We start from the raw sequence: 14,113 nt of genomic DNA, 5'->3' as shown, positions 1-14,113 counted from the left end.
AACCAACATGAACCTTGTGACACGCCCCCGGCTGCTGGCCGCGCTGATCGCCTTGAGCACCTGGTCCGCGCAGGCCGAGATCCTCGAAGACATCGACGTCCACCGCGACGGCAACAACGCCGTGGTGCAGATTCGCCTGAGCACGCCAGTCAGCCTGCTGCGATCAACCACGTCTCGCACCAAGGACCTGACCCAGGCCTACTACCAGGTGCGGCTCACCGATGTGCCGCCGGTCTACGTGGCCGGTGAGCGCCGCGTGGTCAAGAACGATGGCCTGCCCACGCTCACCATCGAAGACGAGCCCGTGCGCACCGACAAGCTCGACGACATCAACCGCCGCCTGGTGATCTCGTTCAGCCAGAGCACGCCGTTCAAGGTGCGCACCGGCAAGGGCGACCGCACGATCGAGGTGGTGCTCGAAGGCCTGGGGGCGGCGGTCAGACAAGCTTCGGCCAAAGCCGAACCCGCGCTCACGCCTGAACAGCGCTACGTCATCGCGCTGGCCCGATCCAACGATCCCAAGATCAGTGTGGATGTGCCCATTCCTCAGGCCTTGCAGAACTACCAGGTGTTCACCGCGCGGCGCATCGTGGACGGCAAACAGGTCTACGAAATGGACCTGGGTTATTTCGCCACGCAGGCAGAGGCCGAGGCAGCGATCAAACAGCTGGCTCGCTTCCCGCAGGCCGTGATCGTCAAGCTGGCCGAGCCGACTCGGCCCAAGGCTGAAACCGGCGCCGCCACGGCCCCCTCAGCGGCCACATCACCCGCCACCCCGTCGACACCGGCCACGCCGCAAGCCCCCGAGCAACAGGCGCGTGACCTCCTGGATCAGTCCCGCCAGGCCTATGAACAACAAAGGCTGGACGACGCCGCCAAGCTGCTCAACCAGTTGCTGGAACTGCCGCCCACCGCCATCACCCCCGATGCCCAGGAACTGCTGGGCATGGTGCGGCTGGCGCAAGGCGAGCCCACCAAGGCCCAGGCCGAGTTCGAGAACTACCTCAAGCAGTACCCGCAAGGCGCGGGCGCCGAGCGCGTCAAGGCGGCGCTGGCCGGCCTGCAGCCCACCGAACTGAAGCCGGCCACCACCATCGAGTCGCTGGCCAAGCCCGAGCGCACCATCAACACGGTCACCGGCTCGATTTCGCAGTACTACTACGGCGGCAAGTCCACCACCGAAACCCAGGCCTTGCGCGACACCGACGGCTCGCCCTTGAGCGCCGACGAGATCGACAAGCGCAGCAAGGCCCCCATCAGCACCACCGACCAGCGCCTGCTGTCGACCAATGTGGACACCACCTGGCGCTCACGTGACACCGAGCGCGACATGAAGATGGTGTTCCGCGACCAGTACGACTACAACCTGCTGAGCGACGCCCAGCTCAAGGGCAAGAGCCGCAGCCGCAACCGCCTGACCGCCGCCTACTTCGACTACCAGGGCCTGAAGAACGGCCTGCGCACCCGGCTGGGCCGCCAATCGGCGATGTGGGGTGGCGAAGGCCGTTATGACGGCGCATCCGGCAGCTACCTGCTCAAGCCCAAGCTCAAGGTCTCGGCCGCCGTGGGTTCACCCACCGACCAGCTGGGCCAGTCAAAGCGCTACTTCATGGGCACGGCGCTGGACGCCGACGCACTCACACCCAACCTGGGTGGTTCCCTCTTCGTGCTGCAACGCATGGTCGATGGCGAGGTGGACCGCCGCGCCGTGGGCGCCGACCTGCGCTACTTCACGCAGAACGCCTCGCTGATGGGCTCGACCGACTACGACGTGATCTTCAAGAAGCTCAACGTGGCCAGCCTGCAGGGCATGTACATGGCCGAAGACAACACCACGGTCAACGCCCTGTACGAGCGGCGCGCCCTCACCCCGGCGGCCTTGAGCCAGACCCTGTTCTTCCAGTTCCAGGACTTCGTGGACGCGGGCGTCATCCCGCAGACCATCGATGACCTGAAGAGCCACGGCTACAGCGTCGACCAGTTGCGCGAGCTGGTGCGATCCAATGTGTCGTACTGGACGCACGCCATGCTCTCGGTGACCCGGCCGGTCACCACGCAATGGCAGACTGGCGCCACGGTGGACCTCAACCGCACCGGCCCCATCGCCCCCAACCCGGTGCTGCCCACCGGCCAGCCCGACAGCGGCCAGTCCCGCACGCTGAGCCTGCTGGCCATCGGCTCCAACCTGTACTCGGAGCGTGACACCAATGTGTTCACCGCCTCGGTCATGCGCGGGCGCATGATCAAGACCTACATGCTCAACTACAACAACATGACGCCGCTGGGTGATGCCTGGCAGGTCGAGCCCGGCCTGCGCTGGCAGCGCAACGTCAGCCAGGACCTGACCTCAGGCCTCAACATCACGACGGTCGCCTGGGGGCCCGGTTTGAAGGCATCATTCAAGCCTCGCCCCACCGTCACGCTGGAGTCCAACCTGAACGTGGACTACACCCGCACCGAGGGCACCAGCATCGACCGCAGCACCCGCTACACCTACTTCCTTGGCTACCGATACGACTACTGACCCCGGACACTGGCACGTGCGCGCCCAGGCACTGGCCTGCCGCCGGGGTGCCCGCCTGCTGTTTGACCGGCTGGACCTGACTGTGCAGGCCGGGCAGCTGCTGTGGGTACGCGGCCCCAACGGCCAGGGCAAGACCAGCCTGCTGCGCCTGCTGGCAGGGCTGTCCGAACCGGCTGAAGGCCAACTGGCGCGTGCCGCCCGCGTGGTCTACCTGGGCCACCAGCACGCCTTGAAAGATGACCTCAGCGCCCAGGAGGCCCTGGCCTTCCTGGTGGAGCTGCATGGTGATCAGGCCGACGAAGCCCAGCTGCTGGCCGCCCTGGCCCACATGGGTGTCAAAGGCAAGCGCCACAACCCGGTGCGCACCCTGTCGCAAGGCCAGCGCCGCCGCGTCGCCCTGGCGCGCCTGCTGCTGACGCCGCCCGACACCTGCTGGGTGCTGGACGAACCCTTCGACGCGCTGGACGACACCGGCGTGGCCACGCTCAACGCCCTGCTGCAGGCGCACCGTCAGGCAGGCGGCTCGGTGGTGCTGACCAGCCACCAGGCGCTGACCCTGCCCGACCGCATCGAGCTGGACCTGGCCGCGGTGGCCAGCCTGGCACGGAGCTGAACGCGATGTGGCCCCTGATCCTGCGTGACTGGCGACTGGCCGCAAGGCGCCGCGTCGAAGCCCTGTTGCCGCTCGTGTTCTTCATCGTGGCGGCCAGCCTGTTCCCGCTGGGCGTGGGGCCCGAGCCGCAAACCCTGCGCACCATTGCACCGGGCGTGGTGTGGGTCTGCGCCCTGCTGGCCTCGCTGCTCTCGCTGGGCAGCCTGTACGGCAGCGACTTCGCCGACGGCAGCCTGGAGCAGATGCTGTTGAGCGGCCGCTCGCTGCCCGGCCTGGCCCTGGCCAAAGCCTTTTCCCACTGGACGATCAACGGCCTGCCCCTGGTACTGGCCTCGCCGGTGCTGGGCCTGTTGTTTGACCTGCCCGGCGAACAACTGCTCACCCTGGTCATCAGCCTGCTGCTGGGCACGCCGGTGCTCAGCCTGCTGGGTGGCGTGGGCGCGGCGTTAACACTGGGTTTACGCAGCGGTGGCATGCTCATCGTGCTGCTGGTCTTGCCCCTGGCCGTGCCGGTGCTGATCTTTGGCGCGGGCGCCGTGGTGGCCGTATCCTCGGGCTTGTCGCCCGAAGGCCATTTGTCGCTGCTGGGCGCCTTGTTGCTGCTGACCGTGCTGGGCGCGCCCTGGGCCACCGCCGCCGCCTTGAAGATCGCCCTGGATTGATGCCCCGAACCACACCACCATGTCAAAGCTGAGCTGGACCACTTTCGCTGCGCCCTCGAAGTTCGAGCGCCTGGCCTCGGCCCTGATGCCCTGGTTATGGGCCCTGTGCCTGATCATGTCGGCAGCCGGCCTGTACCAGGGCTTCATCGTGGCCCCGACGGACTTCCAGCAAGGCCAGTCCTACCGCATCATCTTCATCCATGTGCCCGCTGCGTGGATGTCCATGGTGCTGTACATGGCCATGGCCTTGTGGGCTGCCGTGGGCTGGGCCTTCAAGGTGCGGTTGGCTTCCATGCTGGCGCGCGCCATCGCCCCCACCGGCGCGCTGTTCACCTTCATCGCCTTGTGGACGGGCGCCTTCTGGGGCAAGCCCACCTGGGGTGCCTGGTGGGTGTGGGACGCGCGCCTCACCTCCGAGCTGATCCTGCTCTTCCTGTACCTGGGCTACATGGCCCTGACCGAAGCCATTGACGACCCGCGTCGCAGCGATGCGGCTGGCGCCCTGATTGCGCTGGTGGGCGCCATCAACGTGCCCATCATCTATTTCTCTGTGCGCTGGTGGAACACCCTGCACCAGGGCGCCTCCATCAGCATGACGGCCGCGCCCAAGATGGCCTCGACCATGCTCACCGCCATGCTGCTGATGACGATCGCGTTCTGGGCCTACGCCTTTGCCGTGGTCTTCACCCGCACCCGCGCCATCGTGCTGGAGCGCGAGCGTGAAACGCAGTGGGTGCAGGCGCTGGTAAACGGGCCTGCCGGGCCAACGGGCCCCAAGGAGTAAGCCATGTCGACACCGCAATGGCACAGCCTGTCTCAATTCATCGCCATGGATGGCTACGGCCGGTACATCTGGGGCGCTTATGGCGTGACCCTGCTGTGCATGGTGGTCGAGCCACTGATGGCGGCACACCGTCGCCGCCAGGCCTGGCAGTCCGCCCAAGAGGTGGACGCCACCGAACAAGAGGAATACTGACATGACCCCGCGCAAAAAGCGCCTGACGCTGATCCTGGGTGGCCTGGCCATCCTGGGCGTGGCCACCGCCCTGGTGCTCAACGCCTTCCAGAAGAACCTGGTGTTCTTCTTCACGCCCTCGCAGATCGTGGCCAAGGAGGCCCCGCTGGACCGCACCTTCCGCCTCGGTGGCCTGGTCGAGAAGGGCTCGGTCACGCGCGACGGCGTGATGGTGAACTTCGTGGTGACCGACACCTTCCGCAAGGTGTCGGTGCGCTACCAGGGCATCCTGCCCGACCTGTTCAAGGAAGGCAAAGGCGTGGTGGCCCAAGGCAAGCTGGGCCCCGATGGTGTCTTCGTGGCGCAGGAAGTCCTGGCCAAGCACGACGAGAACTACATGCCGCCTGAAGCCGCTGAAGCGCTCAAGCGCGCCGCACAAGCCAACGCCCGCATCGAAGCCGGGCAAGCCAAGGAGATGAAATGATTCCCGAACTGGGCCTGCTTGCCCTGGTGCTGGCGCTGGCCGTGTCGCTGCTGCTCTCCGCCGTCCCCATGTGGGGCGCCTACAAGAACGATGCGGCCCTGATGCGCCTGGCCCGCCCGCTGGCGCGTGTGCTGTTCGTGCTGATCGGTGCGGCCTTCCTCGCGCTGATGGCGTCCTTCATCCGCAATGATTTTTCGGTGCTGTATGTGGCCTCGAACTCCAACAGCGCCTTGCCCCTGCCCTACCGCATTGCCGGCGTGTGGGGTGGCCACGAAGGCTCGCTGCTGCTGTGGGTGATGATGCTGTCCTTCTGGATGCTGTGCGTGGCGCAGTTCAGTCAGCACCTGCCACAGGCCGTGCTGGCGCGCATCCTGGCGGTCATGGGCATGATCAGCGTGGGCTTTCTGCTCTTCATGCTGGTCACCTCCAACCCCTTCGAGCGCCTGCTGCCCATGGCCCTCGATGGCCGTGACCTCAACCCCCTGTTGCAAGACCCTGGCATGGTGGCGCACCCGCCCATGCTCTACATGGGTTATGTGGGCTTCTCGGTCGCCTTCGCCTTTTCGATCGCGGCCCTGCTGGGCGGCCAGCTCGATGCCAACTGGGCCCGCTGGACACGGCCCTGGACCATTGCCGCCTGGGTCTGCCTGACCATCGGCATCATGCTGGGCAGCGTGTGGGCTTATTACGAACTGGGCTGGGGCGGCTGGTGGTTCTGGGACCCGGTTGAAAACGCCTCCTTCATGCCCTGGCTGGCCGGCACCGCCCTGATCCACTCGCTGGCCGTGACGGAAAAGCGCGGCAGCTTCAAGAACTGGACGGTGCTGCTGGCCATCACGGCCTTCTCGCTGTCGCTGCTGGGCACCTTCCTCGTGCGCTCGGGCGTGCTGTCATCGGTGCACGCCTTCGCCTCGGACCCCAAGCGCGGCCTGTTCATCCTGGCCTTCCTGGTGCTGGTCATCGGCAGCTCGCTGATGCTGTATGCCTGGCGCGCGCCCACCGTGGGCCTGGGCCAGCGCTTTGGCCTGCTGTCCAAAGAGTCCATGCTGCTGGCCAACAACGTGCTGCTGATCGTGGCCACCGGCTCGGTGCTGCTGGGCACGCTCTACCCGCTGTTCCTGGACGCCATGGGCCTGGGCAAGATCTCGGTGGGCCCGCCCTACTTCGACACCGTCTTCGTGCCCTTGATGACCCCGCTGGTCTTCCTGATGGGCGTGGGCCCGCTGGCACGCTGGAAGCAGGCCGCGCTGCCTGAGCTGGCCGTGCGCCTGCGCTGGGCGCTGGTGGTGTCCGTGGTCGCCACATTGGCCACGCAATGGCTGGCCGGCAAGATCACGCTGGGCACCTCCGTCGGCTTGTGGATGGCCTTCTGGATCGTCAGCTCGGTGCTGGTGGACCTGTGGGACAAGATCAAGCCCGCCAGCAACATCGTCAACGGGCTGCGCAAGCTGCCCACCGCCATGATCGGCATGATGGTGGCCCACCTGGGCGTGGCCGCCTTCGCCTTTGGCGTCAGCATGGTCAAGACCTACGAGACCGAGCGCGACGTCAAGATGAACGTCAACGACACCACCGAGGTGGGCGGTTATGTGTTCACCCTGCGCGATGTGCGCGAGGTGCAGGGCCCCAACTATGTGGCGGCACGCGGCGAGATGGCCATCACCCGGGGCGACAAGGCCGTCACCACGCTCTACCCCGAAAAGCGCATCTACCGCGTGCAGACCAACCCCATGACCGAAGCCGCCATCGATGCCGGCGTGACGCGTGACCTGTACGTGTCCATGGGCGAGCAGCTGGACTCGGGCGCCTGGATCATCCGCATCTACCACAAGCCCTTTGTGGACTGGATCTGGGGCGGCTGCCTGATCATGGCCATCGGCGGCGTGCTGGCCGCCAGTGACCGCCGTTACCGTGCCCGCAAGACGGCCGAGGCCACCACCCCGCAAGCCGTGAAAGGGGCTGCCGCATGAAACGCTTTTTGCTGCCGCTGGGCATCTTCCTGGCGCTGGCCGTGTTCTTGGGCCTGGGCCTCAAGCATGACCCGCGTGAAGTGCCCTCGCCCTTGATCGGCAAGCCCGCGCCCACCTTCAACCTGCCCACCCTGGCCGACGCCCAACGGTCCTTGCGCAAGGAGGACATGCTGGGCAAGGTGTGGATGCTCAATGTCTGGGCCTCGTGGTGCGGTGCCTGCCGTGAAGAGCACCCCGTGCTGGTCGAGTTCGCGCAACGCAAGCTCGTGCCCATCTACGGCCTGAACTACAAGGACGAACGCCCTGACGGCCAGGCCTGGCTGCGCGAAGGCGGCAACCCGTATGTCGAATCCCTGTTCGACCAGGACGGCCGCGTCGGCATCGACTTCGGTGTGTACGGCGTGCCCGAGACCTTCATCATCGACCAGCAAGGTGTGATCCGCTACAAGCAGATCGGCCCCATCACGCCCGAAGTGCTGCGCGACAAGATCGAACCTTTGCTGAGGCAACTGAATGGCTGAACCTGTGTTGCATGCATCAACGCGCACATCCATGCGCTTCTTGCCGGCCTGGCGCAGTGCCTGGCTGAGCCTGTCTCTCGTCCTTTGTCTGGCCTTGTCAGGCCTGATGGCTGACCCGGCCCATGCCGGCGAGGCCGCGCCCCTGGCCGCCAACCCCGAGCAGGAAGCCCGCATGATGGCCATTGCCAGCGAGCTGCGTTGCCTGGTCTGCCAGAACCAGACCATCGCCGATTCGCATGCCGGCCTGGCCATCGACCTGCGCCAGCAGATCCGTGAGCAGCTGCAGCAAGGCAAGAACGAGCAGCAGATCCGCGACTACATGACCGCGCGCTACGGCAACTTCATCCTCTACCGCCCACCGGTTGAGAACAACACCTTGCTGCTGTGGTTCGGCCCCGGCCTGCTGGCCGTCGGCGGCCTGGGCTTCCTGTGGTGGAACCTGCGCCGCCGTGCCCGCATGGCGCCCGACGCCTTCGACCCCGACACGCCAGATGCACCCGATACCCCGGACCAGGCTTGATCCAAACCAACCCGCCCGCCCAACCTTGAAGCACCCATGAGCAGCGCCATCGACCAACTCAAGACGCAATTGCGCCAACTGGATGAACTGGCCCGCAGCGGCGCCTTGCCCGAAGACCAGGTCCAGGCGGCCAAGGCCAGGCTGGAGCGGCAATTGCTGGAAGCCGTGATGGCGTCGCCTGATCAGCCTTCGCACACCGACAGCGGGGCCCACAGCGGGCATGACAACGTCACCCACACCCCCCCCCTTGGCGCCACGCCAGCGGCCGCATCCCCCGCCGCCAGCCGGGTATCGCGCAAGGTGCTGTGGTCCATGGTGGCCTTCGTGGCCGCTGTAGGCGCAGGTGGTTATTACTTGGTGGGCACGCCCGAGGCCTGGCATGTGGGCCCGGCCAGCGGCAGCAGCGAGGCCGCATCGGCCTCCGGCGAACAGGCTCCGGGCGCCCAGGCCAGCGGCAGCGCCCCCCACACCATGAACCAGGACCAGATCAACGCCATGGTCGATGGCCTGGTGGCCAAGCTCAAGGCGCAACCCCAGAATGCCGAGGGCTGGGCCATGCTGGCGCGCACCTATGCCGCGCTCAAACGTTTTCAAGAGGCTCTGCCCGCTTACCGCACGGCCATCGAGCAACGCCCTGACGATGCCCAGCTGTATGCCGACTACGCCGATGCGCTGGCTGTCACACAAGGCCGCAAGCTGGAAGGTGAGCCCGTCAAGTTGATTGACAAGGCGCTCAGCCTGGACCCCAACAACTTCAAGGCCTTGTCGCTGTCGGGCACCATCGCCTACGACAAGCAGGACTTCAAGGCCGCCGCCGCCCTGTGGGAGCGCGCGGTACAACATGCCCCGGCCGACAACCCCGACCTGGCTCGCCAGATGCAGGTTGCACTGGACGATGCGCGTCAACGTGCCGGCCTGCCCGTACAGCAAGCGGCACCAGTGCCGGCGCAGCAAGCGGATCAAAAGGAGGCCTCAACGGCCGTGGGCGGCGGCACAGTCTCCGGCACGGTGACCCTGTCCAAGGCGCTGGCCGGCAAGGTCTCATCTGAGGACACGGTCTTCATCTTCGCCAAGGCGGCCCAAGGCCCCAAGATGCCGCTGGCCATCGTGCGCAAGCAGGTCAAGGACCTGCCCTACCGCTTCGAGCTGACCGACGCCATGGCCATGGCACCACAGTTCAAGCTCTCGGGCTTCAGCGAGGTGGTGGTGGGAGCACGCGTGTCACACAGTGGTGACGCCATGCCTCAGCCGGGCGACTGGTCGGGCCAGTCCTCGCCGGTCAAGGTCGGCACACAAGGCCTGCAGATCGACATCACCGACGCTGTACGCTGAACGCTGAGAGCCCAGCAGGCAACAGCGCACAGGCTCAGTTGCAGCTGCTGTGCACGTCGACCTCGGTGGCGATCAACTGGCCGCTGCCGTTGTAGTTCTTCCCGTGCACCTCGACGCAGGCGTTGTTGGCCAGGGTGCCTTCAACCACCGACGGCGTATAGGCCACGGTCACGCCCCGCACCACGAAGGTCTGGGCCTGGCTGGACAACTGGCTGACCGTGCCATACAGCTCGGTCTCTTCGCTTTCCAGTGCAGTCGGGTCTTCCAGTTCGGTGGCCACCAGCACCCCCGCTTGCAAACGGCCTTCCACGCGCACGCGCTCCCCCAGCGTGAAGATGAGCGCGGGCGACAAGCGGCTCACATCCACCGGTGAACCGTCTACCAGCATCACGCCGTTGTCCGGCAAGCGGGTGATCAAGCCCTCCAGGCTGGCCTCATCCCGATCCGTCACCAGCGGCTGGTCCACGCGGATCCGGCTGGCCGACCATTGCCCATTGACCGGGGTGGCATCGAACCAGACGCGCACACGCGCACCTCGCGTCACGCCACCGGGCAAGCCCACGGCCGCGTAAGACACGGCCAGGTTGCCATTGAGCCCCAGGTGCAAGGCCTGGCTGTCCACGCTGTTGACCAGCGCCACGATCTTGTAGGTGCCAGTCGAGGCGTCCAGTTGGTCAATGCGGGTGGCTTCATAGACGCCGGCGCCGTTGGCCAGGCCATAGACCGCCACCACATCGTTGACGCCCAACGAGAGGGGCTGCACGGTCTGCGCCGTGATGCGCACCGTCTGGCCCAGCACGGTGATCGTCGATGTGCTCGCATCAACGGCCGACACCGGCCCCACCAGGCTGCTGCCATAACGCACGGTGTAGGCGGTGGCCAGCGATGGCCCGCTACCAGTGGGCGACGGCAGGATGCCTGAACCGTTCACCTCCACCACCATGCCCACCTTCACCTCGGCGGGGTCGTGCATCACGCTGTCGTCGACATCGTCGTCACGGTGGACCTGCGCGCCATTGACGTCATAACGCACGTTGTTGACGATGATGGAGCCCAGGCCCGACACCGGCCCGTTGGTGTAGGACCCAGTTCCACCCGACCCCACCCCGCTGCCATTGGCCTGCGTGTCACCGCCGCCCCCGCCACAACTGACCAGGCCCAGCAAGGTACTCAGCATGAGCACAACGCTCAGTCGGATGATTCTCAACATGTCATTTCCCGCTTGGCAGACGGCGAGGCACCTGCCCCCCGTCACCGGTTTCAGGCTCGGTCTGTGCCAAGTCTTCATGGAAGGTGAACAGCCCCAGCCGCACGCGATGCGTGGCCTGCTCGGGGGTTTTCGCATCGGCTTCGATGCGGCGCTCTAGCAGCGGCACGGCGTCAGCCATCAAGGCCTTCCAGTGCTTGCGGGCCAGCGTGCGCACCTGCTCGACCGAGGCCGGGGCCAGGCCTTCGGCAAACACGGCCTGCTCGAAATGCGCGGGCTCGTCGCTCAGCACGTTGACCACGGCGGCGTGCAGGTGGTCACCCACGTTGTCGCCCAGGAAGGCGATCATGCGCTGCCAGTCGCCGCGCGGGGTGAAGCCGTCCTGCGTCAGTTGCACCGTGTCGGTCTTGGCATCCCAGCGCGCCAGGTTCAGGCGGCACAACTCGTCCAGCAAGGTGCGGGGGTGCACGTCCTGCGTGACCGAGCGGGCCAGCGTCTCGAAACTGGGCGCGGCGCCTTGCCGGGGCAAAGCCCGAGGCTTGCCCTTGACACGCAACGTGCGATCCGAGGCCCAGCGCGTGAACAGCTGGGACACCAGCGATGCGCCAGCCGGCGTGGGGGCGCCCGTGTCGGACTGCGTCAGGCGGGTGACCTCGCGGCGGTTGATGCCTGTGGCCGCGCTGATGCGGCTGACCAGACGGTGTGCCGGCAGACCCTGGGCCAGTTGCGCCTGCTGGGCGGCGCGCACGAAGGCCTGCTTGAGCGACTCCTCGACCGTGGCAAAAGGCAGCCCCTTGGCCACAGCCAGATCCGCCAGCGGTGCCATCACGGCCGCCAGGGCCTCCAGCAGGGCATCGTGATCAGTAGGCGGCGTAGAGCCCGAGTTGGAGGCCATCAGTCAAACAATCCAGACGGTGCACCATGAAATGGGTGCTACGCCCATTTTAATTCACCCACCCCGTTCGACAGAAGAAATTGACCTTGCACAAAGCCGGCTTTACCGCGTCGCGTGTCACACGACCAAGCTGCTTTACACTGCGCAACATACATGCACGCGCGCCGCACACACCATCACCGCTGGCTCATCTGGGTGACCGCCCTGGTCGTCCTGATGGCGGCGCTCGCGCCCACCGTGTCGCGTTGGCTGGCGTCCACCCAGGCGGGGCCGCTGGCCTTGCAAGAGATCTGCGTCAGCCGCAGCGCCGGCCCATCGGTCATCGTGCTCAAGGCCAAGACTGCACCGGCTGGCGACCATGTGTTGCTGGACCACTGCCCCCTGTGCACGCTGCAGGCTGATCAGCATGGCCTGCCGCCCACCCAACAGGCCATGCTGCCCGCCAGCAGCCTGAGGGACGAAGTCCCTGCCCTCTTCCTGCATGCCCCCCGCACCCTGGCCATCTGGGCTGCGGCGCAGGCACGCGCACCACCTGCCGTGCTGGCCTGATCGGCCCTTTCCCACTCCCCGCTTGACGTTCGGCCGGTACTCGGCCTGGTCTTGTTGCGCCTGACAAGCAGGCCCGACAAGGCTCGCCTTTGGCACTGGCACGTCAGGACCACAGGCTCCCCCTTGCTTGCGGGATCGAGCCTGCCCGTCACACGGCCTTCGATGGCCACCCAATCTGAAAGGACTTCCTTTGAAGTTCCCGCTTAACCCTAGCCGGACGGCACTGAGTGTGGCCGTCTGCCTGTGCACCTGGGCCCTGCCCGCACAAGCCCACGTCAGCTACAGCGGCCGAGACTTCGGCACCCTGGTGGAGGGCACCAGTGCCAGCATCGCCACGCAGAAAGTCACCAGCAACTACGGCTGGGCCGATGCATCGGACGACTCGCTGGTGTTCAACAGCACACTGGCCACCACCCCGCGCACCGACGAGGCCGCCTTCGTGAGTGGCACCGGCACGGATGACCTCTACCTGGGCGACAGCCACAAAGGCAAGGCTTTCAAGCTGCACCTCGACGGCACGCTCAACGTGAGCATCACCGCATCGGCGCTCAACAACAGTGGCCTGACACCAGCGTTCTCGGTCTACCAGGGCCTGGCTGCGGCTTCGCCGTTCACTGCGCCGCAAACCAGCGCCGACCACGACTATGCCCAGGCCTCGCAGGCGTGGCGCACCAGCTTCGCCCAGGGTGCAGCTGGCCCGGCCTTCAACTACCTGGCCACCAACGGCAGCTGGAATGCCAAGGGCGACTGGGCCCTGGGCGGTGACGGCGACCCCACGGGTGATGACGCCGCCCTGGACCACTTCCAGTTCATGGGCTTTGGCGCCACCACGACGGCCAACGGCGTGGCCAGCACGACCCTGACCCTGGGGCCAGGCGACTACACCGTGTTCGTGGGTGGCAACGACATCACCAGCAAAAGCCTGGCCGATTCGGCAGCCAGCTACGCCTTCGCACTGAGCGTGAGCGCCACGGCCGTACCCGAGCCCGCCAGCAAGGCAATGGCCTTGATCGGTCTGGCTGGCCTGCTGGTCGTCCGTCGCCATCACACCCGAGCCTGACGCCCCCTTCATTCATCTGTCTCATCTTCATCAAGGAAACACCATGACATCCAAGTTCATTCAAACCACCATCGCCATGGCTGCAGGCCTCGTGCTCGTGGCCTCGCCATCGCACGCCGCCACATCCAGCTACAACGTGACCACGACCTGGTTCGAGCCGCAGACGCAGCCACGAGACACGGTCTTCGTCGGCAGTTTTGACTACGACAGCGCCACCCACACCGTGAGCAACCTGCAAGGCCAGCTCAGCGAGGCCATGACCCGCACGGGCGCCAAACTGGCCTACCCGAACGACAGCATGGTGTGGCTGGACCTGAGCTACCAGCTCGTGTCATGGCACGACACCACGCTCGGCGGCACATTCGCGGCGGCCTTCAAGAACAACAACACCAACACCTTCTACAACGCAGCCCCCGGTGCCAGTGACTTCTGGTCGCCCCAGGTCGGCGTGGACAACGGGGCCATCTTCTACGGCTTCCCGACCAAGGCCAGCAACCCGGGTAACGCCTACGCGCTCATCTTCGTGCCCGATGACCCGCTGGCCGCCCTGACCCAGGCGCAAGTGGACAAGCTGGCCTACGCCGACTGCACACCAACCGCAGCGGGCGGCATGATGATGGGCGGCGGCATGATGGGCTCGGTCTGCATGACCGGCACCAGCCTGGCCGCTTATGGTTCGGCCGGCTCGATGGATGGCTACCCGAAGATGCAAACCATCACCGCGGCCGTGCCTGAACCTTCCAGCGTGCTGCTGGCCCTGGTTGGCCTGGGCTCGGTGGGCATGGCGCTCCGCCGCCGCGCCTGCTGAATCCGTCACCACT

General features: G+C 66.3%; 15 protein-coding genes. 13 read left to right on the top strand and 2 right to left on the bottom strand.

Annotated elements, in window-relative coordinates; all coding sequences use genetic code 11:
- Positions 1 to 7 precede the first annotated feature (7 nt).
- The 10 genes from JY96_RS13800 to JY96_RS22340 are packed head-to-tail and all read left to right on the top strand — an operon-like array spanning position 8 to position 9,581.
- Positions 8 to 2,524, top strand: a complete 2,517-nt coding sequence (locus JY96_RS13800) for a tol-pal system YbgF family protein (protein WP_035038265.1) — start codon at positions 8 to 10, stop codon at positions 2,522 to 2,524.
- Between the two features lie 16 nt (positions 2,525 to 2,540).
- Positions 2,541 to 3,137, top strand: coding sequence for a cytochrome c biogenesis heme-transporting ATPase CcmA (gene ccmA, locus JY96_RS13795; RefSeq protein WP_035038263.1), 597 nt, complete (start codon positions 2,541 to 2,543; stop codon positions 3,135 to 3,137).
- A 5-nt stretch (positions 3,138 to 3,142) separates the two neighbouring features.
- Positions 3,143 to 3,799, top strand: coding sequence for a heme exporter protein CcmB (ccmB, locus tag JY96_RS13790; RefSeq protein ID WP_035038261.1), 657 nt, complete (start codon positions 3,143 to 3,145; stop codon positions 3,797 to 3,799).
- Positions 3,800 to 3,818: 19 nt separating this feature from the next.
- Entirely contained in the window at positions 3,819 to 4,583 is a 765-nt protein-coding gene (gene ccmC / locus JY96_RS13785; protein ID WP_035038259.1) for a heme ABC transporter permease CcmC, read from the top strand.
- Between the two features lie 3 nt (positions 4,584 to 4,586).
- Positions 4,587 to 4,775, top strand: coding sequence for a heme exporter protein CcmD (gene ccmD, locus JY96_RS13780; RefSeq protein WP_035038257.1), 189 nt, complete (start codon positions 4,587 to 4,589; stop codon positions 4,773 to 4,775).
- Position 4,776: 1 nt separating this feature from the next.
- Entirely contained in the window at positions 4,777 to 5,238 is a 462-nt protein-coding gene (gene ccmE / locus JY96_RS13775) for a cytochrome c maturation protein CcmE (protein ID WP_035038255.1), read from the top strand.
- Positions 5,235 to 7,208 (top strand): heme lyase CcmF/NrfE family subunit, encoded by a 1,974-nt coding sequence (locus tag JY96_RS13770; protein ID WP_035038253.1) that lies wholly within the window; start codon positions 5,235 to 5,237, stop codon positions 7,206 to 7,208. The genes ccmE and JY96_RS13770 overlap by 4 nt, the downstream gene beginning before the upstream one ends.
- Complete coding sequence (locus JY96_RS13765) at positions 7,205 to 7,729, top strand: DsbE family thiol:disulfide interchange protein (protein WP_035038251.1); 525 nt, start codon at positions 7,205 to 7,207, stop codon at positions 7,727 to 7,729. Before JY96_RS13770 ends, JY96_RS13765 begins: the two co-directional genes overlap by 4 nt.
- Before the next feature lie 31 nt (positions 7,730 to 7,760).
- On the top strand, positions 7,761 to 8,249 hold the full coding sequence (locus tag JY96_RS13760; protein WP_052162954.1) for a cytochrome c-type biogenesis protein: 489 nt from the start codon (positions 7,761 to 7,763) through the stop codon (positions 8,247 to 8,249).
- Positions 8,250 to 8,285: 36 nt separating this feature from the next.
- Positions 8,286 to 9,581, top strand: a complete 1,296-nt coding sequence (locus tag JY96_RS22340; protein ID WP_052162510.1) for a tetratricopeptide repeat protein — start codon at positions 8,286 to 8,288, stop codon at positions 9,579 to 9,581.
- Positions 9,582 to 9,615: 34 nt separating this feature from the next.
- Here JY96_RS22340 and JY96_RS13750 read toward each other — a convergent pair whose 3' ends face one another.
- Both JY96_RS13750 and JY96_RS13745 read right to left on the bottom strand, forming a co-directional pair.
- The gene (locus tag JY96_RS13750; protein WP_035038248.1) at positions 9,616 to 10,791 is read right to left on the bottom strand and encodes a DUF5666 domain-containing protein; all 1,176 of its coding nucleotides are present in this window, start codon (positions 10,789 to 10,791) and stop codon (positions 9,616 to 9,618) included.
- A 1-nt stretch (position 10,792) separates the two neighbouring features.
- On the bottom strand, positions 10,793 to 11,683 hold the full coding sequence (locus tag JY96_RS13745; RefSeq protein ID WP_052162509.1) for a DUF6502 family protein: 891 nt from the start codon (positions 11,681 to 11,683) through the stop codon (positions 10,793 to 10,795).
- Positions 11,684 to 11,836: 153 nt separating this feature from the next.
- Here JY96_RS13745 and JY96_RS13740 point away from each other — a divergent pair, with 153 nt between their 5' ends.
- The 3 genes from JY96_RS13740 (at position 11,837) to JY96_RS13730 (ending at position 14,100) form a co-directional block, all read left to right on the top strand.
- Positions 11,837 to 12,232: a DUF2946 family protein gene (locus JY96_RS13740; protein ID WP_035038245.1), complete on the top strand. Its 396-nt coding sequence runs from the start codon at positions 11,837 to 11,839 to the stop codon at positions 12,230 to 12,232.
- Positions 12,233 to 12,422: 190 nt separating this feature from the next.
- Positions 12,423 to 13,292 carry a PEP-CTERM sorting domain-containing protein gene (locus tag JY96_RS13735; protein ID WP_152606505.1) on the top strand — a complete coding sequence of 290 codons (870 nt, stop codon included), beginning with the start codon at positions 12,423 to 12,425 and terminating at the stop codon, positions 13,290 to 13,292.
- Positions 13,293 to 13,335: 43 nt separating this feature from the next.
- Entirely contained in the window at positions 13,336 to 14,100 is a 765-nt protein-coding gene (locus JY96_RS13730) for a PEP-CTERM sorting domain-containing protein (protein ID WP_035038234.1), read from the top strand.
- Positions 14,101 to 14,113: the final 13 nt, after the last annotated feature.

This window comes from Aquabacterium sp. NJ1, assembly GCF_000768065.1.
Lineage (GTDB): Bacteria > Pseudomonadota > Gammaproteobacteria > Burkholderiales > Burkholderiaceae_C > Aquabacterium.
This window is presented reverse-complemented; position numbering and strand designations above follow the sequence as displayed.